We start from the raw sequence: 25,901 nt of genomic DNA, 5'->3' as shown, positions 1-25,901 counted from the left end.
ATTAGGTTTTTCTGGAACTTTTATTAAAATTTTACGATTTCTGCAAAGCTGGCTTTTAATGCCGCTCCCCCAACCAATGCACCATCAATATTTTTCATGGCCATTAATTCTTTAACATTGCCGGGGTTTACACTGCCGCCATATTGAATCCGAACTTTATCAGCGGCATCTTCACCATATAGTTTAGCAATGGTGGCTCTTACCCAACCACAGGCTTCATCTGCCTCTTCCTTGGAGGCAGTTTTTCCGGTACCAATGGCCCAAATAGGCTCATAGGCAACCACAACCTTTGAAATAGTATCAATATTTTTTAAACCGGATTCTATTTGTCTCACAACTTTAGCTTCGGCTTGTCCGCTTTCACGTTCTTTCAGGGTTTCACCACAGCATACAATGGGAATTAATCCTAACGAAAGGGCTTTAATAGCTTTTTTATTCACTGCTTCATCCGTTTCATTAAAATACTGACGTCTTTCGGAATGACCGATAATAACATATTTCACTCCAATGGCAACCAGCATCTCCCCGGAAATTTCACCGGTAAAGGCCCCGCTTTTTTCAAAATGCATGTTTTGAGCACCAATGCCAACATTTGAGTCTTTCGCCATTTCCACAGCTTTTTGAAGACCCAGGTAGGTTGGACAAAAAACGACTTCCGCTGCAGCATCAGCTACCAGGGGCAGTAATGTTTTCATCAGAGACTCTGTTTCATTAACATCATTGTTCATTTTCCAGTTTCCGGCAATAATCGGTTTACGCATTTTTCACTCTCCTATTTATCTTGTAAAATTTCAATGCCAGGTAATACTCTGCCTTCAAGGAATTCCAGGGAAGCTCCGCCACCTGTTGAAATATGGCTCATTTTATCTTCGTAACCCAGAATTTTTACAGCTGCTGCCGAATCCCCACCACCAACAATGGTAATGGCATTGGATTCCGCCATTGCTTTCGCCACAGCTTTTGTTCCCTTTGCAAATTCAGGCATTTCAAAAACACCCATGGGGCCATTCCAAAAAACAGTTTTTGCATCAGAAATTGCCTCGGTAAAGATTTTAACGGTTTTCGGTCCGATGTCAAGTCCCATTGAACCTGGAGGGATTGCATCGATGTTGACCACCTTGTAAGGTGCATCTGCTGCAAAGGCTTCTGCAGCAACAACATCAACTGGTAATAACAAGTTAATCCCTTTGGCTTTGGCCATGAGCTCTTTGGCTAACTCAATTTTTTCGACTTCCAGCATCGATTTCCCAATGTCATAACCCTGGGCTTTAAGGTAAGTAAATGCCATACCGCCGCCAATAATAAGGGTATCGACTTTTTCCAGAAGGTTTTCGAGGACTCCCATTTTATCAGCGACCTTGGCGCCACCTAAAACGGCAACAAAAGGATGCTCCGGCGCTTTGAGAGCATTGCCCATGTAATCCAGTTCTTTTTGAATCAGGAAGCCCGATACTCCGGTGAGAATTTGAGCAACACCGACATTGGATGCATGGGCACGATGGGCTGTTCCAAAGGCATCATTCACAAAAACATCTCCTAACGCAGCAAGTTTTTTTGAAAATTCGGGGTCATTTTTCTTTTCTTCAGGACGAAAGCGGGTGTTCTGGAGTAAAAGAATCTCCCCTGGTTTAAGTGAGGCTGCTGCAGCAACCGTTTCAGGGCCTGTGACCAATCCATCATCATTAAAAATAACGGGCTTTCCTAAAATCGCTGCAAGTTTTTTCGCAACCGGTGCCAATGAATATTTCGGATCCGGCTCATCTTTAGGACGTCCCAGGTGAGACATGAGAATTAACGACGCTCCATGTTCCAGAATATAGTTTATGGTTGGTAAAGAAGCCATAATCCGGGTGTCATCGGTAATGTTTCTGTTTTCATCCAGCGGCACATTAAAATCAACCCGCACTAATACTTTTTTTCCTTTTAAATCTAAATCCGCTACGGTTTTCTTGTTCATATTGATGTCCTTTCAATTTTTATTTTATCTAAAAATAATTTCAGTTCCCCATAATAACAGGGAACTGAAAAGTTTTTTGCTTATTCTTATATTTTATTATATTTGTGTTGCAACAAAACCTGCTAAACGAACTAATTGAGACGTGTAGGACATTTCATTATCATACCAGGAAATAACTTTAATCTGTTGCTTTCCGTCTTCAACATCCATTACTTTTGTGAGAGTGGCATCAAATAATGATCCATATTTCATTCCAATAATATCGGTGGAAACGATTTGTTCTTCATTGTAGCCTAAAGTTTCATTGGCAGCGGCTTTAAATGCGGCATTAATTTCTTCTTTGGTTACTTTTTTCTCCAGAACACAGGTTAAGTCCACTAACGAACCGGTTATCACTGGGACACGCAGTGCAAAACCATCCAATTTTCCGTTTAAGGCTGGCAATACTTTACCAACAGCCGCCGCAGCACCTGTTGAAGTAGGGACGATATTCTGAGCAGCAGCCCGACCTCTTCTCAGGTCATTATGTGGTCCATCAAGAGTTGCCTGGTCATTGGTGTAGGCATGAACAGTGGTCATTAAACCGCTGACCAAGCCAAAGCTGTCATTCATAACTTTAGCAACAGGAGCTAAACAATTTGTTGTACAGGAAGCACCACTGATGACCTTTTCAGAACCATCAAGAGTCGCTTCATTAACGTTGTATACAATCATTTTTACGTTGCCCTTTGCAGGTGCGGAAACAATGACTTTTTTAGCCCCGGCTTTAATATGTTTTCCGGCACCCTCTTCAGTCGTAAAGAATCCGGTACATTCAATAACAACATCAATTCCCAGTTTACCCCATGGTAGTTGTTCAGGATCTTTTTGCGCAAAAATCTTAACTGCTTTCCCATCAACAACAATGGTATCACCCTTAACTTCAATGGCATCTTCTTTGAATTTTCCTTGTGCACTGTCATATTTTAACAGGTATGCTAAGGTTTTTGCATCTGTTAAATCATTGATGGCAACAATATCAAACGCAGGATTATCCGCCATTAATCTAAAGGTTAACCGACCAATTCTACCAAAACCATTAATTGCTACTTTTACAGACATATTATCTGCCTCCTTAGAATAATAATAAACTTTTTTGATCTATAACTCCGCCATAAACCGATTCAATCTGTTTATAACGTTGTTTTTAATTTTTCAAGAATCTCCCTTGCCGCACTTTCATCAGTGATGAGTACAATGTCCTTCCGAACACGACTCACCCCGATAATTGCGTCTGCCTTTGATATTCCTCCGGCTACTGCAATGACATGGGGTATCTTTTTAAAATTGTCAATACTGATACCAATGGCACTTGAAGGACAAATGACCTGACCGTCAATGTTAAAATAATGACCAAATGCTTCTCCCACAGCACCTTCATTTAACATTTTGTGTTTTTCTGCAGCGCTCATGCTTCGCCATTCAGCTAACACATCTGCACGACCTAATCCAAAAACAAAGATATCAATCTCTTCCATCTTATCGAATACCCTTTTTATTTCCGGATAATCTTGAAGGGCTTCCAATAATTGATGGTCAATATTATCAGGTAAATGGAGAAGTTCATAATTGGAATGAAGTTTCAAGCCCATTTTTGCAACAACATTATTAGCTTGTGTTGAATGGCTTTTGCCGATGCCGCCACGGGCTGGAATAACATAGACATCCGGATAAAAAGCTTCAGACATTTCATCAGTTACTGCGGCAGCGGCACTTCCTCCTGTTAGAGCTAAGGTATCTCTGCCTTTCATAACCGATAAAACATATTTGGCACCGGAACGGCCCATAAACCGGAGGACCTCATAGTTTATGTCCATATCTCCGGGACAGATCATGACACGCTTAAGATGCAGTCTTTCCAAAAGTTCTTTTTCCAGTTGTTCTAAACCATTATAAGTGTAGAGCAAACTTTTAAGCTTCATGAGTATTTCTTTCCCGGCATCAGTGATGACAACGCCTTGACGCTCGACTAAAATCAATTTTTCCGTTTGGAAAAAATCGATTTCATTTCGAACCTGACGTTCACTCATGTCAAGTACAAAGGCAAGGTTTCTCCGACCGATGGGTTGTTCACTGCTGATCGTTGACAAAATATTGTATCGCATTTCAATAAGGCGATTCACTTCTGGCGCAACAAGCTTCTGAAGCTCAATGACTTCCTTACTAATTTTTAATTGATTTGTCACAATATTTTCCCTTCCTTCGGATGTGCTTACTCGCTTTTGTCCCACCGGGACAAAATTATTATACTTCATTAAAACCCCAATTACAAGTAAAGAAGGTCAGAACATTATAAAAATGTTCTGACCTTCTTTATTCTCATCGATATTCTTTTCGTTTGGATGACGGCTGTATCAATAATGCTTCTCTGTATTTTGCAATAGTTCGTCTTGCCACATCAAGATTTTTTTCCTTAAGTATTTCTGAAATTTTTTGATCACTGAGCGGTTTTTTCTTGTCTTCACTTTCAATCATTTCCTGGATAAATTGTTTAATGGCGTCTGAAGAACGATCTTCTTCCCCCTGATTAAATCCACGTTTAAAGAAAAACTTAAGTGCAAAGGTTCCTTTCGGGGTTTGTATATATTTCCCGCGAATGGCACGGCTCACAGTGGATTCATGAACCTCTACCATTTCAGCAACGGTTTTAAGGGTCATTGGCCTTAAATCCTCTACCCCTTCAAAAAAGAAAGTTTCCTGACATTCGGCAATGGCCTGGATTACTCTGAGGATCGTTTCCCGGCGCTGTTCAATACTGCGAATAAGGAAAACCGCACCATCCAGTTTCTTTTCCAGGTACTTTCGGGTGTCTTCATTTTGATCAGTTTTTTTAAGCATTCCCTTATAAAAAGAATTTATTTTAAGCCGGGGAGCTGATATTTCATTGATTTTCACCACCAGTTCCCCATTGATATTCTCAATGGATCCATCGGGGATAATATAGGAAACGCCCTCTAAATTTGTAAACTCTCTGCCGGGCTTCGGTTCCAATGTTTGAATAAGTTCTTTGAATTCAAAAACTTCTTCAAGTGATAGCCCGGTGGAATTTGAAATCCGTTTATACTGATGATCTGCCAAATCCTTCAGGTGATCATTTATAATTTCCATATAGATTTCATCATCGTCATAGCCCATGTGCCGAAGTTGAATCAGAAGGCATTCCCTTATATCCCTGGCCCCAACCCCAATAGGGTCAAAACCCTGGATAATGCCAATGAGCTTTCTAATGCTATGCTCTTTTGATTCAAGGATTCCCAGAAGATACTTCATATCAACGATCAGATAGCCGTTATCATCAATGCAGTCAATGAGATACTTTCCAATGAATTTTTCTTCATCACTTAGTTCCTCAGACACCATATTCAACTGAAAATGAAGATACTCGCTCAGGGTTTTTTCCTGATATGAAAATTTCTCAAAACCGAATTCATCATCCGGATCATAGGTACTGGGTGCCTGTCCCCGGTATTCTGAGGCTTCCACACTATGAAAATATTCATCCCATTTGATGTCTTCTTTTTTATTTGTTTCCTCTTTAGCAGCTTCCCCCGTTTCAGGAGCCAAAGCTTTAATGGAAACTTCATTAAACTCCAGCACCGGGTTCTCGTTAATTTCAGCTTCAATGAGATTGTTTAATTCCATTGAGCTTAACTGAAGAATTTCAATGGCCTGTTGCATTTCCTGGGTCATGATCAATTTTTGAGTTTGTGCAATATTTAAATTAAACTTTATATTCATTCTTACACCACCTCAACTTTTTTAGTTTGTAAAAAATCAGGACTGGATTTTCTCCAGTCCTGATTATAGTCTGTTTCAGACAAGCTCATCAATAAATTTGATGGCATTAAAAGCTGCAATTGCGCCATCTGCCGTGGCAGTGACCACCTGTCGCAATGATTTTTCCCGAACATCCCCTGCTGCAAACAATCCGGGGATACTGGTACGCATTTCCGCATCAGTCACAAGATAACCTTTGGCATTTCGTTGGAGACTGCCCACAAACATTTCAGTGTTCGGATTTAGTCCGGCAAAAATGAAAACACCATCCATGGGAATTTCGCAAATTTTTCCAGTCTTCAGATCTTTCACACAAATGCTTGCCACCATGCCGCTGCCTTTAATTTCTTCTAATTGCGTATTATCCAAAATTTCAATCTGCTTACAATCCATAACTTTTTTTTGAAGAACCTCATCACCTTTGAACGTATCCTGCTGATGGATAATCACAACTTCTTTTGCGAATTTTGTGAGATACAGCGAATCTTCCAATGCAGCATCATCCCCGCCGATAACAGCCACCCTCAATCCTTTGAAAAAATTAGCATCACAAACCGCACAATACGAAACTCCCATGCCCCTAAGTTCCTGCTCGCCTTTGTAACCAACTGATTTCGACGCTTTTCCAGTGGCGATAATAATGGTTTTTGTTTCCAATGTCTCTGCATCTGTCTGAACAAGAAACCCTCCAGGAGTTTCCTGATTTGATAAATAAGTTCTTGTGGAAAATTCCACACCAAATTCCACACATTGCTGACGCATCCGTTCGGCAAGATCCGGACCGGTGCTATTGGCTGGAGCTCCCGGGTAATTTTCAATTTCTCTGGCAGTTGCAATTTGTCCCCCAATGCCAGCTTTTTCGATAATCAACACTTTTAATGATCCTCGCGCGGCATAAAGTCCGGCAGTCAAACCTGCCGGGCCACTGCCAATAATAATTAAATCATATGTCATCTTACACCTCTTTTAAAATTAATTAAATGATAAGCAACGGTTAAAAAAATCCATGTTGAAACATTCACCATCACTGCCCTTTATTATATTAAAATCCCATTAAAAAACATTGTTCATAATTTTAGCGGTTACGATAAATTCTTCCATTTGCTTTTCAGACTCTTTAACCATTTCTTTTTTGTATTCATTATATCGTGTTTCCTTAATTATTTCCAGAGATCTTGTTTCGAGCTTTAAATTTTTTACAATTTCAATCTGACCATCAATTTTTTCAGCGATTGCCAGTATCTTTTTGACAATGATCTTAATCTGATCATTTAAGTATGTCATATAACGTAAATGAATCTGACAGAACTGGGGTGTGATACCCATTGACATTTTTTTTTCAAAATTATGATTGCAATTTTCACGGTCGGTTTTTAGCGCTGAAAGCCTTTTTTGCTCTTCCTGTAACTGTTTATTGAAAGCAGCTAAAATCATCATTTCATTTTCCAGATTTTGATCTTTATAGGATAACAGTTTTGCTAAATGAAATTCAAATTTTTTCATATAATAGCTCTTTTCATTAATTCAATACTATCCTGATAACAAATCTTTTCATCAACTTTTTGTTGTAAAAATCCATTAATGCCGTCTATTTTTTTTAGTGCTTTGTCAAGTCCCGGGTTGGACCCACTTTTATAGGCACCAATATTAACAAGATCAAAATTGGTATCATAGACCGACATCATGTTACGGATCTGAGAAGCAATATCAATCTGATCCCGATCCACAATATCGGTCATCAGTCTGCTGACACTCCCAAGCACATCAATGGCCGGATAATGATTTCTGGCAGCAATCTTTCGTGACAAAATAATGTGTCCGTCAATGATACCTCTTACCGTATCGGCAACTGGCTCATTCATATCATCACCTTCAACCAGAACCGTATAAATCCCGGTAATGGATCCCTTCTCAAAGTTCCCGGTTCGCTCAAGAAGCTTGGGCATCATGGAATAAATTGAAGGGGTATACCCTCTTGCCACCGGAGGCTCTCCCGTTGCCAAACCAATTTCTCTTTGAGCCATGGCAAATCGGGTTAAAGAATCCATCATTAAAAGAACATCTTTCCCCTGATCTTTAAAATATTCGGCTATGGTTGTGGCGGTTAAGGCACATTTCATGCGTTGCATCGCAGGCTGATCAGAAGTGGCAACCACGATGACCGATCTCGCCAAACCTTCTTTTCCCAAATCTTTTTCCAAAAACTGGCGAACTTCCCGGCCTCTTTCGCCAACTAACGCAATGACATTCACATGGGTTTTCACATTTCTGGCGATCATTCCCATTAACGTACTTTTTCCGACGCCGCTTCCCGCAAAAATTCCCATTCTCTGACCTTTTCCAATGGTTAAAAGGCCATCAATGGCCTTGACTCCAAATTCAAGTACCTCGTCGATACAGGGTCGGGAAAATGGATTAGCTCTAACACTCTGAATGTCATAGTCAACAGTATTTTCAATGGGTCCCATGCCATCAATGGGTTCACCCATGGCATTAATCACCCTGCCAATCATATTTTCAGACACTCCGATTTTAAGAGCAGCTCCGGTTGGCTCAACAATATTGCCGAAACTAATGCCGTCAGACTCATCATAGGGCATTAATAAAACTTTGTTGCCACGAAATCCCACAACTTCTGCCAGACTAAAATTCTCAGCATTCTGATCGAATATCTTACAGAGATCCCCCATTCTACATTCAGGACCAACCGATTCAATCATCATCCCCACAACTTTTTCAATTTTACCAAAGAAACGGCAGGTTTCAGCACCTTGAATCGCTTTACAAACCTTTGATGTATTCATAAAAAGCCTCTTCCATATTAAGTACTCTGCTCAACAGCCTTCTTCAATTGTTCCAATTGTACCGGCATGCTCATTTCCACCACGCCGTTTTTTGTCTCAATCATTATTTTGTCATTCTCTTTAAGAATGATAACCTTTGCACTTTTCGATAATTTCTGTATCTTTTCAGAGATTTCTTTATCAATGTGAATCTCTAAGGTTTTTTGATACTCTGATAAATATATTTTTAAACCTTCCTCATTCTCAAGAATAATTTCTTCCAGCATTTTAGGAATAGCATTTTCATCCAGTTGAACCTGTTGCTTCATAATTTTACCTGCAATTTCAAAGGCAACCGACAATAAATCTTTTTTCCGATTTTCCAAAGCTGTTTGTCGCTCTTGCTTTAAACAGTCAATCAGGTCTTTTATTTCATTCAGACTCTCCTGAGCCTGGGCTTCTGCAGCCTGTGCGCCATCTTTTAACCCTTGTTCAAGGCCTGACGCATGTCCCTGGGAAAAGCCTTCATTATATCCTTTTTCTTTTGAAATAAGTTTAATTTCCTGGCTGCTTTTCAAAGCACTTTTCATAAGCTCATTGGCAGATTTTATTCCTTCAACCGTCTGATCATAAGCAATTTTGGTTTTATCTGCATTTTCAGCATGCCTGGTTATATTATTTTTCGGGCTGACTTCAGGAAATTCCAATGATTGAATACTTTCAGTAATCCATTTAGCCTTAACTATACTAGACAATAATCTCATCCTTTCCGCCTTTTGAAGTGACAATTTCGCCTTCTTCTTCAAGCCTTCTGATTATAGCTACAATTTTTTGCTGGGCCTCTTCAACATCACGTACTCTCACATTATGGAGGAATTCCATTTCACTTTTAACCGTTTCACCCATACGTTGAGACATATTTTCGAAAATAAGGTCAGAAACGTCTTTGTTTGCACCTTTAAGCGCAATGGACATTTCTTTTGTATCAATTTCACGGAGAAAACGTTGGATTGACATAGGATCCAAAATAACAATATCCTCGAAAACAAACATGCGTTTTCTAATTTCCTCAGATAATTTATGATCAGTTTTGCTTAATTCATCGAAGATATACTTCTCGGTTCCCCGGTCAATATTGTTCATAATTTCAGCGATATAGTTGATTCCGCCAACTTCCAACAAATCGAATGATAACACTGATTGGAATTTATTTTCAAGAATCCTTTCTACCTGTCTGACAATTTCTGGTGATGTTCTGTCCATCTTGGCAATACGCTCGACGACATCCACCCGAATACTTTTCGGCAATTCAGAAATAATAGATGAAGCCTGATCGGGTCTGGCATAGGATAGAATTAATGCAATGGTTTGGGGATGTTCATTAACAATCATATTTAGAAGATTCTTGTAATCTGCTTTTCGAACAAATTCAAAAGCCTTTGTTCTTAATGTTTTTGTTACTCTTTCTAAAAGCGCATTCCCCTGCTGAACCCCGAAGGCCTTTTCAAGGACATTCTTGGCATAACTAACACCGCCCTCAATATAGACCTTTTGGGCTACACATAAGCCGTAAAACTCATCAATAACCTGATCTGTAACATCTGGTGGAATACTCTCCTGCTGGGTTATTTCATAGGTTAATTTTTCAATTTCATCTTCCTGTAAATGTTTATAAATACCTGAGGCAATATCAACCCCAAGAGCAATTACAACTTGGGCTGCTTTTTGCCTCGGAGTTAAGTTACCATCCATACGCATTGTCATCCTTTTTTAGTTTCTTCTTATTATTCATTTTCATTTTTTAGCCAGGATTGAAACAATTGAGCTGCAATTTCCGGGTTTTCCTTGGCAAAGTCTTTTACTTTTTCTTTTTTCTCGTCCTTGATTGGCTCAATATCGGCAACCCCAGCATTTGGAGTCATTTCCCCGAACAATTCGTCCATTGAGCCCTGTGCATTACCTGCTAGTTCTGCGTCTAATCCCAGTGGATCTTTATTCTTTTTGCCTCTGATCACAAGAATAATAACGAAAATCAATACAATAAGAAGCAGGACTCCACCTCCAATTGCGCCGTAAAGCAGCAGTTGATTCATGTTATTTGTGGTTGCTTTGGTTGTTTCAACATTATCTTGCTGGCTGTTGAACGCAAAATTTCGAATCGCAATACTTTCAGGGGTTACCCCTGCGGAAAAAGCCACCAGCTGGATAAGATTCTCCTGCTCTGTGGGGTTTAAAGTAACATCATCCAGGGCAATCCCAATGGAAACTGATTCCACTACCGGATCCATTTTTTCCGTCTGAGTTTTATCCTCATTCACTGAGTAGGTTGTACTGTTTGTTAAATCAGTAGTGGGATTCGTCCCTGTAGTCGTTCCTGCTGCATAGGTTGTGACTTCTGTATTGCTAGTCGTTCCGGCAACACCATTAGTAGTTCCTGTGGTTCCGGAACCACTTTGACTCGACGACTCCTGATTAATGACCCCGGTATTATTCCCATCAGGAGAAGGTGTGAAAACCGTTGTTTCTTTCTTAGAGGTATCTGTATTAAGGATTGCCGAAACAGATATTTTATATTTCGAAGGATCATAGGGTCCATTCAAAACCTCAGTGACTTTTTTCTTTATATTATCTTCAATTTCTTTGGTTATTTTTATTTTGGAAGAATTACCACTGAGGGCAGAAGTGCTGCTGATTAAATCGTTTCCCTCACTGTCCGCAAGGGCTATGTTATCCTTAGAAAGCCCGGTGAAAGACTTGGCAACCAAATTCTGGATTCCCAGAACCTGACTTTCTGTCAAGGTATTACCGGGGTTCATACGAATTATAACAGAAGCCGTTGGCTTTTCTGTTTCCTGTAAATAAAAAACATTTTCTGTTGGCACTGAAATCGTCACAACTGCATCCTTAACGCCATCCAATGTCTCGATACTGGCGCCGATTCTTTCTTGGAGTTGCATGTTCTCGTATTGCTTTCTTTCATAATCCGTTGAAAGCATACTACTATTATCCTGGATCACATAATAACTCAACCCATTTTTAGGGTAACCTGCGGTTGCCAAAGCCATCCTGATCTTGGATTCATCTGCCTTGGGAACCGTGATATTATTCGATGAATCTAGCTTTACACTCACATTCATTTTCTGGAGCTGCCCTAAAATTTCGGTATTTTCCGCTTCCGACAAATTATCGAAAAGGGGAACATAATTCTTAGCATTTAACAAAACCGTCATTGCGAGAGCTCCAACCAGCACCACCACGACTCCTCCGATAATGAGTCCTTTGCTTTGTTTGGAAAGGCCAGCCCAAAATTGTTGAATGCTCCCCAAAAACCTTTTTATTTGTTCATTCATTTTTTATATTTATCCGCCTGTAGATTTTATGACATTAATCATTCTCAAATCTTTTACAAAAAAATTGCAGAACTCTTCGAAACACCAATCAAAAGACGATTCAATCGAACAATTTCCGCAATATTTAAAATCTCTTAAACTAGATTTAATTTTTTATAAATTCGTATTCATGACTTGTGAATACGCATCCAGTACTTTGTTTCTAAGCTGAACCATGGTTTGGAGTGCAACATCTGCCTTGGCTGAATTGATCATCATGGTATGGGTATCATCCATATTTCCGATTGATAAATTATAAGCATCCACCTTGGTTGCAGCCTCTGTGGACTCAACGTTATTAATAACACTTTGAACCATATCTTTAAAACCAGATCCTGATTTGTCTCCGGAAACTGCTGCTGTACTGTCAAGACTTTTGCTAACCGAACCAATACCGCTTTGTCCAATAATTGAACTCATAGGAACTATAAACATATTATTATTTCTCCTTTTTTATTTACCAATTTCCAAAGCCTTTAACACAATGGACTTAGTGGCGTTAAGCGCTGTTACATTTGCCTCATAGGCACGACTTGCACCCATTGCATCAATCATTTCCTGGGCCGTATTCACATTGGGATACATCACATAACCTTCAGCATTGGCATCTGGATGACTGGGATCGTATACCGGAACCAGGTCTGATGGATCATCCATGACCTTTTCAACCTGTACACCTTCCATATTTACCTTAGTTGCAGAATTAAGAGCATCCTGAAAACTTCCTGTATTCACACTACCCAGCACCACCATTTTCCGACGATATGGGGTTCCACTTTCAGTCTTGGTGACTTGGGCATTGGCTATGTTTTGGGAAATAACATCCAATCTGTATTTTTGGGCTGTTAACGCTGATCCTGAAATATTAAAAGAACTTAAAAAACTCATTTCTATCGCTTCCCTTCGCTAATAGCATATTTTAAACGTGAATAGGTATCAGATAATCCTCTGACTAAATAATTATATTCCAGGACTGTTTTTGACATGTCAACATTCTCAGCATCCAAATCAACATTGTTTCCATCTGCCCGGTTCGATGTTGCGTTATTAGTACTGACACTAATATCAGAATCACTTATTGACTTAAGCTTTTGAAATTCTCCACCTGTAGTGGCTGAATTGCTTTGAATTTTACCCACTTCAGATTTCAGTGTGTCTTCAAAAGAAACCTTAACGGCCTTATATCCAGGGGTTTCCCCATTAGCAATGTTATTGCCAATTGCCCTTTGTCTTTGCCAGGTTCCATCCAATGCTTTTTGATATAAAGCAGTTGTTATAGAATCTCCTATCATTTTGACTTCCTTTCAACACTATAAGAACTTTTTCATTCTGGAATAAGCAGATTTCAAGGTGAATAAAGGGTTTCCATACCCAAAATCGACCAATGTTATCATATATTAATGACTTAACTAAATGCAAACCGTCAATGCCACCGTCTTTTATTTTTAGTAAGAATAGATATAATTTCTATCCCTAGTATTATACCATAAAACAGCATGTATTTCAATCTCATAAGTTGATTATATTTTAAACAACGCAAAAAAGCAACTCTCTTTCAGTTGCTAATTATCTTGCATATTATTACATAAAATAAACTTTACTATACTGATTCACTCTTATTTCTTGAAATTAAGAAATTTGCCATTATTTGTCGTTGATTTCGGTCCATAGTCCAGAGCCTTTTGACTCTGCTGATTGATCTTCAATTCCACAATGATCTTATCTTTTTCTTCCTGAATCATTTTTATGCCATCTTTATCGATGTCTAAAATAAGTTTGATCAATTGGTCGATTTGATCCTTTTGCGCCTGAGAACAACCGGATTTCGAGCGCTCATTATCAAAATCAGTTTCAAGAATCTGCAGTTTTTGAATCAAATGATCCCGATCTGTTAGAATCACATTTAATGCTTCCCAGGCTTCCAGGCTGCCAAGAAGCTCTTCGCTTTTTGAAACATATTCCTTCAAAAGTCGGATTTTCTGTGGGTAATATTCATTTACATTCCCGGACATTTTTATAACCCTTTCAATCTTGAAGGACTGGTCAATTTATCGACTTCCTTAAAAGAATCCTTTAAATCATTAATTATCTGCCAAAGTTCCTTCATGAGTTTGACATCCTGTTTTGCGCTGGCCTGTCCCAAACTTTCGAAAATAAATCCATACATTTCATTTAACTCAATTGATATCGGATATTGCATATCCAGGGACTGATTAAGTGATGCGATAATATTTTGAGCCTTTGCAATACAATTATAAGCTTTAAAGGAATCTTCCTTTTCTGTGAGAAAAATACCCATTTTAACCTGTTTTGAAGCTTCCTCAAAAAGTCTTACCACCACTTCTCCCTTTGTCAGGGTTTCCAAGGCCTGTCTTTTTGACGTCTGATAAGCATTAGCATATTGCATAATTTTTTCCCCCTTCTATTGTTTATGAGCCAGTTGAAAACTGAGTCAGCATGGCGCTTTGAGAATTTAATCGTGATAGTGCTGTTTCCATTGCAGTAAATTGTGCCCAGTAACGGGTTTCTTCGGCTTTCAATCGGGTTTCCAGCTTTATTTTGGTTTTGTTTTCAGCATCAATATTTTTTGTAATATTATTTTCAATGTCTGAAATGGTTGACTCGTAACCAGCCACTTCAATTAATGACCCGCGTTTTCCCTGGCCCCCGGATGTTGTTGTGGCTTTTAATATGATGTCATTTAATTTATTTGCCAGGCCTGTATCCTGCTGGGAAAACAGATCTTTTATTGCAGATCCTTTTGTTTCCAAAGCTGCTTTAAGTTTTGTTTCATCGACGACCAGCTTGCCGTTTTCATTATAACCGGCTGAAGTAATGCCCAAATCATAAAGGCTGATACCCCCGGTTACTGATGACCCGTACATCATGGATTGCATGGTTGATGCAATTCCTCTTAGCAAAGAGTCTCCACTTAAGAGACCTATTTTCGCCTTTGTTTCCCAGGTTTCAATTTGTTTTTCGGACATGGTTTCTCTTTGTATATCCGTCAGGGGTTTATAGGCTGAATCCGCATTTTCTTTAACCAAACCGTTGACCAGGCTAATCATGGCATTGTAGTCAGCAACAAAACTCTTAATGGGTTCTAATAAAGAAGACCCATCCTGTTTCATATTAATGTTTATTTCTTCCCCAACTGCTGTTTTTTCCAGAAGTGAAATTTTAACTCCATCAACCTCGATGTCATTGGAACTTCTGGAAATCACCACGTTATTCACTGTTAATTCTGCATTTTTTCCTACGGTATTCACAGCTCCCGCTCCCAATGTCAAACCCATAGAAACCAATAGATTACCCTGTGTTTCAGGTTCAATAATAACAATATTCTCACCTGCACCACTATTTTTAGACATCAAAGTGAATTTATCCGAAATCGAAGAATAGCTCATGGTCACTCCGGCGTCGCTTGAATTAATTTTACTCATAACGGTGGACAAAGTATCTGTTTTATTGAATTCGAATTTAACACCGTTAATCGTTGTTTTAAATAGTTCTACTCCCGATTCAAGTGGTGTTGCAAAAGCTAACTCCCCTAAGGTTTTATTCGTGTTTAATTTATTGGACTCTCCATCCGTTAAACCCAAAAACCCTAAAGTCGCAGTATCACTATTCAAGGCATTCACCGTAAGCTGTGATCCTGAAGCTGTAAAACTCAACTGATCATTAACGACATCCACCTGGACGGCATTTGCCCCGAAGGCCGTATCGACTGCATTTTTAAAAGCAGTCTGAAAGGCGCTCAAGTCTCCCACAGTTCCTGCATCTTCCATAAATTTGCTATCAAAAGTAATTGTTTTAACCTTGCCATCCAAGGTTAGTTTAATTGATTTCCCATTAATATCTGCAAGTAAATTGGTGACATCTGCTGCGGTCATCGTCCCCGCAATATCACTGGCCATCTTTCCGCTCATAGGACTGGATACCACATCATTGCTTTGAAAAATCTGGTTCGTAGCCAACTGAGTGATATTCTTAATGGTGATACTTCCTTCATTCCCTGAGGAAGCCGATGTCACTGAAATTTTTGTTGATGGACTTGTGGCTTTCACCGTATTATAAAATGCTGTACTTCTCATGTTCGAGCCTGAAAGAACATCTAAATATTTAGTCTGAAATTCCTTAAGGGCTTTTGTAACCGTCCGATAAGCGGTTTGTTTCCATTCCAGCCCCTGAACTTTTTGACCCTGCTGTGCTATTTTCGAACGACTTCCAATGGTTAAACCTTCTACCAGTTCATCCGTGCTCATTCCGGATACCAGGCCGCCGATGCCTGTTTTAGCTGTAAGCGCACTTGTTGTTGAATTACTGACTGACGTTACCATCTTGTATCCCTCCTAAAAATGATTTCTTAATTACAATATCGTCCCCACTTTCAAATACTTTAGGCTTCTTTCTGATAAACTGACGGTTTCACATATTTAAAGGGGTGATCACAGGACGATAAGGACTCACTTTGTCCAATAAAAAAATAACCGCCAGGCATTAATGCATCGTAAAACTTCCGGACAACTTCGTTTTTTGTGGGCAAATCAAAATAGATCATAACATTTCGGCAGAATATACCATGAAAAGGCTTTTTGAATTGAAACTTCGACAATAAATTAAAGTTCCGATAAGCAACTCCTTGTCTTAATAAATCAGAAATAATCCAACTCCCACGATCATGAGGCAAAAAATACTTTTTCTTCCATTCTTCCGGAACTTTTGTCAATTCTTCACTGGAATAGATTCCTGCCTTTGCCGTAAATAATACTTTATCAGATATGTCCGATGCCAAAATAGTGCTATCCCAGGTTTTATGTTTATTCGTTAAATAATCCCGGGTGATCATTGCCAGGGTGTAGGGCTCCTGTCCCGAAGAACATCCGGCACTCCAAATCCGCAGATCATTTGATTTTAAGGTATTATCCACCCATGGCAATATCAAGTCTTTATAAAATTCGAAATGATCATTTTCCCTTAAAAAATAGGTATGATTCGTTGTGAGTTTATTGATCAACACAATCATCTCATTATTTGTTGTATCGGCCTTGGCATGCTCAAAATAATCCATATAATTTTCATAATTCAACTGGGAAATATGATTCCCCAGTCGTCCTTCGATTAAATGTTTTTTCTTTCTTAAATCCACACCATAATTCATTTGGATATAAGAAGTGATGGCCTTGAATTCATCCTCTTTTAAGCTTATCATATTTTGCCGCCTTCTTTCAAGAAATTAGTATTTAGATAATTGCGAAATTCATAAAAACAACCGTAAATTACTTTGATGTCAGTTTACATAAACAATTTTGTAACGTATAGGCGAACAGTTCAACGAACTGTCCGCCGTATAGTGGAAAAATTGTTTCATGTAAACTGACAGTGAAGCTCAAGGTACTTTCCCGATTGCTTAAGAAATTAGTATTGATTCAAAATATTCGGAACGTCGATAATCAGGCTGATGCTGCCATTTCCCAAAATGGTACAGCCGGCAATGCCCGAAGCCTTTACATTCTGATGGTTTAAATATTTAGGAATCGGTTTCACCACAATCTGATGTTTCATAATCAACTCATCCATAAATAGGCAGGCAAGATTATCTCCGGAATCAACCAGCATAAAAATGCCGTCTTCTATCTCAAAGGCAGTATCCTCTGCATGGAAAATCTCATGCAGTCTGATCACCGGATAGCATACGCCCCTTATTAAAACCATTTCATTTTTATCAGGATCTGTAATTAACTGTTTTTCGGTTATTTTAAAGGATTCCCGAATATTGCTGATGGGGATTTCACAAATGTTTTCTCCAACTTTAACCTGCATGCCTGAAATAATGGACAGGGTTAATGGAATCTTCAAAAATATATTGGTTCCTGAACCCTTTTCACTTTCAATGGATACCGAGCCTCCGACTTTTTCAATATTCTTTTTGACAACGTCCATGCCGACGCCTCTTCCGGAAAACTCTGTAACCGTTTCTTTGGTGGAAAATCCGGGAGCCATGAGGAAACCCAATATTTCTTTTTCAGAATATTCTTCTTCCGGTTTAACTAAAAGTTTTTTCTCCTTTGCCTTCTCCATAATCTTTACAGTGTCAAGTCCCTTGCCGTCATCGCTGACAGAGATGACAATATCCCCTCCTCTGTTTTGAGCAGACAGTATTATCTTCCCCACAGGATCTTTTCCCGACGCTTTTCTTTCTTCTTTGTTTTCCAAACCATGATCCAAAGCATTCCTTACCAAATGCATTAAAGGATCTGAAATGCCATCAATAATGGTTTTATCCACTTCAGTACTTTCACCCATGGTAATGAGTTCAACATCCTTGGAAAGCTTTTTACCAATATCTCTGACCACACGATGCATCTTCTTAAAAGTCCCTGAAATAGGAACCATGCGAATGGACATCACAATATCCTGGAGCTCATCGGTTAATTTTCTAAGCTGTCCCGAGGATTTTGTAAAAGTTTCCTCTGCTTTTCCCTGAAGTTCCACACTGCCGAAAACCATGGATTCTGTAATAACAATCTCTCCGATTAAATCCATCAGGGTATCCAATTTATTTAAATCCACATTAATTAAATTCTGACTGTTATTATTTTGTTTGGCCTGACTATTGGAACTCGTTTTTGCAGATGTTTCCGCTTTTTTCTCAAGAGGCACAGTTGTCTCAGCTTTTTTGATGACCTCTTCTATTTCCGGAAATTCATTGATGAAATGAACACTTTCCACGGATAAAACACTTTTGGCTGCAACCTCAATGTCATCTTTCTCAAGATCCGATTGAAACTTGCAGAAAAAACCATTTTTCAGAATAATACCTGCTGCATTCGGGTTATTATTAAGTTCTTCGGGAATGGTCTGCAAAACAGTTCCCATGGACTCAAGCTTATTAACCAGCATAAAAGCCCTGATGTTTTCCATTTGGCTATCCTCGGCAAACCGGGCATGCAAGAAATAAAGAGTGCCTTCAACCGATTCTTCAGATGAAAAGTCATCGGTTTCCGGCAAAGAAGGACTCTCTTCATCCTGGAGTTCTGTTTTTTCTTCCAGAATAACCCCCTTCAGACGATTCAGCAAGGCATCAATTTCTGCTTCCAGCTCAACATTTATCTCTGAAAGCGGTTGGCTATTTTTTATTTTTTCAACATCGCCCTTTAAAAAATCCGAGACTTTCAAAACCAGGTCAAGTAGATCCTCAAAAATCTCTTTTTCAATGCCTTCTTCGCGAATAATAAAAAACAAATCCTCCAGTTTATGAGCAGCATGGGCCACAACGTCATATTCCATCATGGCTGATGATCCCTTGATGGTGTGCATAATCCTAAAGATTTCATTGATATCTTCGGCTGTCAAATCTGCATTCTCCTCAGATTGAAGTAAAATCTCATCCAGTTGATCGAGGAGTGTCTCGGATTCAAAAAGATACATTTCAAAGATTGAATCATTTCCTGAATCATAATTGCTCATAATAACCATCCTTTATGTAAATTTATATTTTTATCTCATAAAATTTTGACTCTTAACTATTATATCGACAGAAATATGGAAAAGCTGAGTCATTAATAAAATATTTGTTGAAAGAAATTTATCCGGCACTCCCCTCCAAATGATTGCTTATCCATGACCTTTACAGTATAATCATACATATCATTAAGCATGCATCTATAGCGTTTAAAATAGAAAGGAGCATTTCATTGGCCGATAGTCTTAAAATCACCTCATCCATTACACCAGCCAAGGTCATCGATATTCCTAAGCAAAGCCCGGTTGATGCCATCATCGGTATTGACAACCGGGATGCGACTGTTAAAATCCCCCCTAAATCTGATAATGTTAAGGAAGAAAGTTTTAAAGAAACCCTTTTTCAAAATTTAAACAAAGAAATATTAAAGCCTTTACTGAACAGCACCAAAGCCGAGGCCGACATTCTGAGAAGACTCGTTCTAATTTCAGAGCTCTTTACATCCTCTCCCGGTGCAATCCCCAAGAATTTTATGGATCAGATCTTTTTGGGCTCCCAGGATTTTTTAAGCGAGCTGTTAACTCGTGACAAAACCGAAACCATTTTTAAAGGCGCTTTCTTTGATAGCCTGAGAACCTTGGCCAAGCTTGACGGCTATCCTCAATTAAAGGAGGCCATTGTCTCCATCCTCAGACACTATGATGCCTATGTTAACCGCAGCCAGACCCTAAAGGCCATTCTTACGGAAATCTCCCGGATGTCCACGAATCTTCCAGCCAATGAAAAGGCGGCACTTGAACAGCAGGTTGCTAAACTGGAAGCCGCCATCACTGGAAAAAGCCCGGATCAAAAATCGGTTCAGACCATCTTAAAAAGTGAAACCATTCCTTTAATGGGACAAATTCTCAAGAACCATGCCTTCAGCGAAAAGCCCTATCACTCGGTGCTTACCATTATCAATAACATTGTCCGTTACGATAAAGGGGATGCTGAGCATTTAGAAGCAGCGGTTCTGCGGTTCAGCCAGGCTCTGAAACCTCTTTCCAATTTAACCGATAAGGAAATTGTGGACATGAAAAACCTCCTCTTTTTTCATGCCGAGGAGGCCGAAATTCTCTTCGAAAGAATGAGTATTTTATCCAAAGATGGCAAGGTTGGCGAAAAAATAGATTTATCTGCTCTGATCCTAAAGGCTATGGATGATTCCAGCCCGGCTAAAATGAGAAATACTGCCTTTACTTTACTGGAAACCATGGTTCGTAATGAAAGTCCTATCTTTCCGATTATGCACTTTTTAATTCCTCTGGGTTATTTAGGCACCAATTCCTATGGCGAGTTCTTTATTGATAAAGACCCTTTTGAAAAGAAAGGGAGCTCCAATAAAGCCACGGACATCTTTTTTACCATTCAGTCCGATCGATACGGTAATTTTGAAGTTGAACTCCTGATCAGAGATCAAACCATTGACATGGAAATTAAATGTCCGGTTCCATTAATCGGACCGCTGAAGAATTCTAAAAATCAGCTGCGAAATATCATTGAAGAACAGGGCTATAAGCTTTCTGCTTATGGGATCGGCGAGTATGTGGAAGGTCAGACCATCAGACAGCGCTACCCCAAACTTGCCCTCAGAAAGGTAGGTTTAGATGTCAAAATCTAAAAAAATTAAGGCAGCCCCTTTAAAAGCGGTTGCCCTGAAGTACGATCGCGAAAAAAACAACGCCCCGGTGATTGTGGCAGCAGGCACCGGCCCGGTGGCTCAGAACATTCTAAACGTTGCCGCAGAAAACGGCATTGCCATTTACCACGACGACAGTGCCGCCACCTTGCTTGCCAAACTGGAACTGGGCCAGGAGATCCCACCGGAGCTCTACCAGATTGTGGTGAGTATTTACTTATCCCTTTTGGATTTGGCAGAGGAGAATAGTGTTAATCGCTGAATTTATGACTAATAACAATAATCGCACCGAGGGACGTTTGGGACCTGTGAAAAAGTCAAAAAATCAGCTAAAATATCTCCTTGAGAAAATATCCAATGGATAAGAGGAAATTTGATCAGATTAAAGATCAATCATGAAAAAGTAATGATATTTTTGTTAAAATTGAGCAAAAAAATAACCCTGTCTGGTATAATATAAGTGCAAACAAAACCAACCAGTCAGGGGGAAAAATCATGCTTCGATATGAATCAAAACAAGCATCATTCCATTATTCATTATACAATAAAATCCCGGAAAATCATATCCTGAAACAGATAAAAGAAGCAGTTGATTTCGGCTTTATCAATGATCTGCTGAAAGATACATACTGCAAAAAATTTGGTCGTCCGGCCAAAGAGCCGGAACTGATGTGTAAACTACTGTTTCTGCAGCATATCTACGATCTCTCTGACGAAAGAGTGATTGAAGAAGCCAGCTTCAATCTGACTTATCTCTATTTTCTGGACATTAATCCGGAAGATCCATTGCCTGAAAGAAGTCTGTTATCGAAATTCAGAAAACTGAAACTGGGTGAAAAGATGCTGGATGAGATCATTATCGAAATCGTCACTCAATGTGTGAAAAAAGGGATTCTCAAGGATATCAGTGTGAGCATAGATACCACCCATGTGGAAGCCAACACCATCAAAAAAACACCGGAACGGCTGATGAAACACCTGGCTAGAAATATCATCCAAACCTACAAGGAAGAAACTAAAGAGGAACTGGAAAGTCTACCGGAAGTACCGGCCTACAAAGAGATCAGCGATCATAAACAGGCAAAACAGGTCATGAAAGACTACCTGGAAACCGTCATCGAAACCGTGCAAACAAAGACAACCACGCATACCCCGGAAACAAAACAGATGATCGAAAAAGCAAAAGAAATCCTGGATGAGCCTAAATTTATGAACCAGACCGGAATCCGATCATTAATCGATGAGGATGCCCGGGTTGGCCGAAAAAGCAAAACCACCAACTTCTTTGGTTACAAAGTTGAATTCATCATGACCACTGACCAGCGGATCATCACAGCCGTGCGAACCGGGAATGGGGCCTATGTTGATGGAACAATGATTGAAGAATTACTGAAAGATACCCTTGCAAGCGGATTGACAATCAATGAGTTTTACGGTGATAAAGCCTATTTCAGAAAATCCATTCTTGATAAAATAAAAGCACTGGAAGCACTGGCCTACATTCCGGTCAGTGGTTCAGCCTATCGCATCGATGAAAGCGAATTTTCATATAACAAAGATTCAGATCAATGGTTCTGTAGCCTGGGAAATGAAACGGTCAGCCGGAAATATTACAAACGAAAATGCAAAAACACAAAAAATGGTTTTCAGGAAGGATATAATTATTACTTCGATCTCAAAACCTGTAAATGCTGTCCCAAACATGACGAGTGTGCCAAAAAATCAGCACGAAAAATTCTGAACATTGGGATTAATACATTGGGATTCTATGAAATCTCCCAAAGTCAGAAAACGGATGAGTTCAAAGAAAAATATAAAAAGCGGGCCAGCATTGAAGGGAAAAATGCTGAACTCAAGCGATTCCATGGACTTGGCCGGGCGAGAAGCTACGGTCTTATTTCAATGTCCAAACAGGCAAAACTGGCAGCAATCGCAGTAAATTTAAAGAGAATAGCGGCCATCATGACCGCTAATTTTAATTGTTTTGGAGAAAAATTCGTCATATTCAGAATTAATTTCGTTTTCTAAAAATTATTTACTCATATTTTTAGAAATCAGCCCAAAAACGCGACTTTTTCACAGGTCCCGAAACGTCCCCGCGTGTCAGTTGTCTTCGCTTTTATGTTATCAACAGTTTTCTTATATTATCTCTAACTTCATGAAACTTTGGTTTGTTAAAAAATAAATATTCCGCTATTATCTCCATAAGTTCAAGATCTGTTTCATGATCCAAATCCAAAACAGCTGTATCGAACATCTTTATAACATCACATTTTCCTTCAAATATTCCCTTTCCAGTCTCTAGAAATGCTTGAGAATACGCATACAGTGATGCATTCATATCAAATATTACCGGTGCCTGCTGCCTTGCATTATAAGATGATTTTATTACACGTTCATAACCATCTTCTGTTTTTTTAACCATATTAAAATATGGATTTCTTCTTGCATCAGTTACCGAAAAAATCACATCCGCATCAGAATTCAACTTCTTTTGTATTAGATCATTAACATCTTTTACCGTTCTTAATGGTGCAGTAATATCCATGTCAACAACCATGTCATAGTTGGTTGATTTTCTCATTTTCATTACCTCTAGGCAATTAAGTATAACTACGCTTTTCCCAGTATTATCTAATCCCAAAGAAGGATCTCTTTCGATTATTTCCACCTCAACATTTAATTGATCCTTAAATATCCGAACAAGCTCCAAACTATCAGTGTTTAAAACAGTATCACAGTGAATATCAGGATTTTTCTTTTTATACAACTCAATTGCTGAAACTGTATAAAATGGTAATGGATATCCTAAGAAATTCATTATATTTTTATTTTTTATTCCTTTTGATCCCGCTCTCCCGCATATTGTAAATAGAATATTCATTTACTTTCCCTCTTTTGCTACTTGCAGTGTTCTAATTGCTTTTAGAATGTCATTGTCATTAGGAGATCTTCCTTCTATGATATCAAAAAAATGCGATATTTCTTTGCGCTGGAAATCATTTCGTTGTTCACCAAATGAAATGATTTTACCACTTTTCAAATAACGTATTTCACTTTTTGTTAAATCTCCAACGATTGTATCCTCATCTGTAAATATTTGAATTTCTCTAATCGTTTTGCGACCAAAATAATCTAAGTGAACCTCTACGGTCATATTCGCATATTTTGCAATATACAAGGATAAATCATCACTATCAATTTCCAAATTTGAAATTGTGCCTTGTAAATTAAATACCTGCTCTGGTTCACCAAATAAATAACACAGATAATCCCATTCGTGTATCAAGTCAATCGAAGCACCCCCGCCCTGGTCTTTGTGAGCACTGTAACTATCACGATAATCCTGCCCAGGTCTCCACTCTGGAAGATAACTTGAACAAATGGATCTAACACTGAATGCATTTTTTAAATTACATTGATATTTTAAATATTGAATTACATCCGTATATCTTAATGGACATGCTACATAATAAACACTTCCACATTTGAGACGCAACTCATCTAATAAAACTTCTGTTGTATGAAATACCGGTTTTTCGATAAACATATGCTTCGTTTTTTTAACAAATTGCTGCACAGTTTCAAAGTGGAGATGGGTAGGGTTTGTAACAAATATTACATCATAATCGTCTGGAACCTCATCATAAGACCAAAATATTTGGTTGACGTGTTCAGCAACATCACCATCCAGTTCTTTTCCATTTCCGCTTCTTACCACGTCAATTGCGTAAGCTTTACCTTGTTCTTTTAAAACTGCGACTATATTTTTTAAATGCCTGGCACCAATTGAGCCCATACCAATCATGCATATTTTAAATAATTCCATTTTCTAAGCCTCAATCATATCAATAATTTCAAGAATCGCTTTATCCTGTTCAAAGTTATAGGGTAATGCTGTTCCTTCAGTTACCGCTTGAAAAAAAGAGATGATTTCGCTTGAATAGGCATTTTCAACTACAAAACTACTGTAATTATCCAATTGATCTATTTTCTCATAGAGATGAATTCTTATATCACTGTTTTTTTCGATGTCATAAACTTTCAGTCCTGTTGGTGTGCCGTCCCAATACAGATAAAGTTCTTCACCATACACCTCTAAATTTCTAATCGCTTTTCGAGATACAACATCAACGACTAAGGTACCTTTATGTCCTGTCTTGTGTTGTATAAGGACTAAATAATTGTCATCATAGTCAATATTCAGACTACTCATTTTACTCTTTACAACATCAATCTTGACAATATCACCGAATACATCGACTAGCCACGGAAGTTCGATGGCAAATATTTCTCGACATCCATTAGACCGCTTATTGCCAACAAAAAAATCTTTGTAATTTTCCCAAGGATGCCAATCCGGCAGGTACTGTCCAACATGATATGTGTAGTTAAGAGGATAGCTCACTTGTTGCACCAATGTTTTAATTTTTTTGATTTCTTCCCGATATAAAAATGTTGAGGACATAAATAAGACAAGTTTATTTTGCTTTGCGAGGAAAATATTTTCGTCATAACCATCATCCACTAAGTTTAATTCCGTAAATACATGTAATCTCAATTTTAAGCATTGTGTAATAATTGCACTATGTGAAAGAGGGGATGCACACACAAAGGCACAGTCAAAACGAGTAGTTTCCAGCACTTCAGTTAACCATTCAAAAGCATCAATTTCATATTCTTCTTTGCAATTTTTTCTGCGTTCTTCATTGGTATCTACACCAATAATTTCTATTTTTTTATTTAACTTGCGAATTAAGCGGATCCGTCTTTTTCCCATAGAACCTAAGCCAATTACAATAACTTTCATTTG

The 25,901-nt window shown here is 38.7% G+C and carries 25 protein-coding genes; 3 read left to right on the top strand and 22 right to left on the bottom strand.

What is annotated here, in order from left to right; genetic code table 11:
• Nucleotides 1-23: 23 nt before the first annotated feature.
• From tpiA to VIK44_RS09380, 19 genes are all read right to left on the bottom strand, one after another.
• Nucleotides 24-761 carry a triose-phosphate isomerase gene (gene tpiA / locus VIK44_RS09470; RefSeq protein WP_331553658.1) on the bottom strand — a complete coding sequence of 246 codons (738 nt, stop codon included), beginning with the start codon at nt 759-761 and terminating at the stop codon, nt 24-26.
• An 11-nt stretch (nt 762-772) separates the two neighbouring features.
• Nucleotides 773-1,957, bottom strand: a complete 1,185-nt coding sequence (locus VIK44_RS09465; protein WP_331553657.1) for a phosphoglycerate kinase — start codon at nt 1,955-1,957, stop codon at nt 773-775.
• Between the two features lie 96 nt (nt 1,958-2,053).
• Nucleotides 2,054-3,058, bottom strand: a complete 1,005-nt coding sequence (gene gap / locus VIK44_RS09460) for a type I glyceraldehyde-3-phosphate dehydrogenase (RefSeq protein WP_331553656.1) — start codon at nt 3,056-3,058, stop codon at nt 2,054-2,056.
• Between the two features lie 71 nt (nt 3,059-3,129).
• Complete coding sequence (locus VIK44_RS09455) at nt 3,130-4,251, bottom strand: sugar-binding transcriptional regulator (protein WP_331553655.1); 1,122 nt, start codon at nt 4,249-4,251, stop codon at nt 3,130-3,132.
• Nucleotides 4,252-4,315: 64 nt separating this feature from the next.
• Nucleotides 4,316-5,734 carry an RNA polymerase factor sigma-54 gene (rpoN, locus tag VIK44_RS09450; protein WP_331553654.1) on the bottom strand — a complete coding sequence of 473 codons (1,419 nt, stop codon included), beginning with the start codon at nt 5,732-5,734 and terminating at the stop codon, nt 4,316-4,318.
• 75 nt (nt 5,735-5,809) lie between these two features.
• Nucleotides 5,810-6,727, bottom strand: a complete 918-nt coding sequence (gene trxB / locus VIK44_RS09445; protein ID WP_331553653.1) for a thioredoxin-disulfide reductase — start codon at nt 6,725-6,727, stop codon at nt 5,810-5,812.
• A gap of 99 nt (nt 6,728-6,826) precedes the next feature.
• Nucleotides 6,827-7,276, bottom strand: coding sequence for a flagellar FliJ family protein (locus VIK44_RS09440; RefSeq protein ID WP_331553652.1), 450 nt, complete (start codon nt 7,274-7,276; stop codon nt 6,827-6,829).
• Nucleotides 7,273-8,577 carry a flagellar protein export ATPase FliI gene (fliI, locus tag VIK44_RS09435; RefSeq protein WP_331553651.1) on the bottom strand — a complete coding sequence of 435 codons (1,305 nt, stop codon included), beginning with the start codon at nt 8,575-8,577 and terminating at the stop codon, nt 7,273-7,275. The genes VIK44_RS09440 and fliI overlap by 4 nt, the downstream gene beginning before the upstream one ends.
• 17 nt (nt 8,578-8,594) lie before the next feature.
• The gene (locus VIK44_RS09430; protein ID WP_331553650.1) at nt 8,595-9,311 is read right to left on the bottom strand and encodes a FliH/SctL family protein; all 717 of its coding nucleotides are present in this window, start codon (nt 9,309-9,311) and stop codon (nt 8,595-8,597) included.
• Nucleotides 9,304-10,308, bottom strand: coding sequence for a flagellar motor switch protein FliG (fliG, locus tag VIK44_RS09425; RefSeq protein ID WP_331553649.1), 1,005 nt, complete (start codon nt 10,306-10,308; stop codon nt 9,304-9,306). The genes VIK44_RS09430 and fliG overlap by 8 nt, the downstream gene beginning before the upstream one ends.
• A 32-nt stretch (nt 10,309-10,340) precedes the next feature.
• A complete protein-coding gene (gene fliF / locus VIK44_RS09420; protein WP_331553648.1) occupies nt 10,341-11,906 on the bottom strand; it encodes a flagellar basal-body MS-ring/collar protein FliF in 1,566 nt (521 codons plus the stop codon).
• 153 nt (nt 11,907-12,059) lie between these two features.
• Entirely contained in the window at nt 12,060-12,380 is a 321-nt protein-coding gene (locus VIK44_RS09415) for a flagellar hook-basal body complex protein FliE (RefSeq protein ID WP_331553647.1), read from the bottom strand.
• Between the two features lie 18 nt (nt 12,381-12,398).
• Complete coding sequence (gene flgC / locus VIK44_RS09410; protein ID WP_331553645.1) at nt 12,399-12,833, bottom strand: flagellar basal body rod protein FlgC; 435 nt, start codon at nt 12,831-12,833, stop codon at nt 12,399-12,401.
• Between the two features lie 2 nt (nt 12,834-12,835).
• Nucleotides 12,836-13,237: a flagellar basal body rod protein FlgB gene (gene flgB / locus VIK44_RS09405; protein ID WP_331553644.1), complete on the bottom strand. Its 402-nt coding sequence runs from the start codon at nt 13,235-13,237 to the stop codon at nt 12,836-12,838.
• 324 nt (nt 13,238-13,561) lie between these two features.
• Entirely contained in the window at nt 13,562-13,957 is a 396-nt protein-coding gene (locus tag VIK44_RS09400; RefSeq protein WP_331553643.1) for a hypothetical protein, read from the bottom strand.
• 2 nt (nt 13,958-13,959) lie between these two features.
• The gene (fliS, locus tag VIK44_RS09395; RefSeq protein WP_331553642.1) at nt 13,960-14,352 is read right to left on the bottom strand and encodes a flagellar export chaperone FliS; all 393 of its coding nucleotides are present in this window, start codon (nt 14,350-14,352) and stop codon (nt 13,960-13,962) included.
• A gap of 22 nt (nt 14,353-14,374) precedes the next feature.
• On the bottom strand, nt 14,375-16,285 hold the full coding sequence (fliD, locus tag VIK44_RS09390; protein WP_331553640.1) for a flagellar filament capping protein FliD: 1,911 nt from the start codon (nt 16,283-16,285) through the stop codon (nt 14,375-14,377).
• 59 nt (nt 16,286-16,344) lie between these two features.
• Complete coding sequence (locus VIK44_RS09385) at nt 16,345-17,157, bottom strand: protein-glutamate O-methyltransferase CheR (RefSeq protein ID WP_331553639.1); 813 nt, start codon at nt 17,155-17,157, stop codon at nt 16,345-16,347.
• 206 nt (nt 17,158-17,363) lie between these two features.
• The gene (locus VIK44_RS09380) at nt 17,364-19,415 is read right to left on the bottom strand and encodes a chemotaxis protein CheA (RefSeq protein WP_331553638.1); all 2,052 of its coding nucleotides are present in this window, start codon (nt 19,413-19,415) and stop codon (nt 17,364-17,366) included.
• 227 nt (nt 19,416-19,642) lie between these two features.
• On the opposite strand from VIK44_RS09380, the gene VIK44_RS09375 reads away from it, so the two are divergent.
• The 3 genes from VIK44_RS09375 to VIK44_RS09365 all read left to right on the top strand — a co-directional run bounded on the left by VIK44_RS09375 (nt 19,643) and on the right by VIK44_RS09365 (nt 23,116).
• Nucleotides 19,643-21,070, top strand: a complete 1,428-nt coding sequence (locus tag VIK44_RS09375) for a hypothetical protein (RefSeq protein WP_331553637.1) — start codon at nt 19,643-19,645, stop codon at nt 21,068-21,070.
• Entirely contained in the window at nt 21,057-21,350 is a 294-nt protein-coding gene (locus tag VIK44_RS09370) for an EscU/YscU/HrcU family type III secretion system export apparatus switch protein (RefSeq protein WP_331553636.1), read from the top strand. The genes VIK44_RS09375 and VIK44_RS09370 overlap by 14 nt, the downstream gene beginning before the upstream one ends.
• 233 nt (nt 21,351-21,583) lie before the next feature.
• The gene (locus VIK44_RS09365) at nt 21,584-23,116 is read left to right on the top strand and encodes an IS1182 family transposase (RefSeq protein WP_414637071.1); all 1,533 of its coding nucleotides are present in this window, start codon (nt 21,584-21,586) and stop codon (nt 23,114-23,116) included.
• Nucleotides 23,117-23,207: 91 nt separating this feature from the next.
• Here the strand turns inward: VIK44_RS09365 and VIK44_RS09360 are convergent, their stop codons facing one another.
• From VIK44_RS09360 to VIK44_RS09350, 3 genes are read right to left on the bottom strand one after another with little or no spacing between them, the layout of a single operon-like run.
• Nucleotides 23,208-23,972 (bottom strand): cytidylyltransferase domain-containing protein, encoded by a 765-nt coding sequence (locus VIK44_RS09360; RefSeq protein ID WP_331553634.1) that lies wholly within the window; start codon nt 23,970-23,972, stop codon nt 23,208-23,210.
• Complete coding sequence (locus VIK44_RS09355) at nt 23,973-24,917, bottom strand: Gfo/Idh/MocA family oxidoreductase (protein ID WP_331553633.1); 945 nt, start codon at nt 24,915-24,917, stop codon at nt 23,973-23,975.
• 3 nt (nt 24,918-24,920) lie between these two features.
• Nucleotides 24,921-25,898: a Gfo/Idh/MocA family oxidoreductase gene (locus VIK44_RS09350; RefSeq protein WP_331553632.1), complete on the bottom strand. Its 978-nt coding sequence runs from the start codon at nt 25,896-25,898 to the stop codon at nt 24,921-24,923.
• Nucleotides 25,899-25,901 lie beyond the last annotated feature (3 nt).

The organism is Acetobacterium sp., assembly GCF_036508315.1.
In the GTDB taxonomy this organism is placed as follows: Bacteria; Bacillota; Clostridia; order Eubacteriales; family Eubacteriaceae; genus Acetobacterium.
Note: the sequence above shows the minus strand (reverse complement) of the source record. Positions and strands in the feature narration are given on the sequence as shown.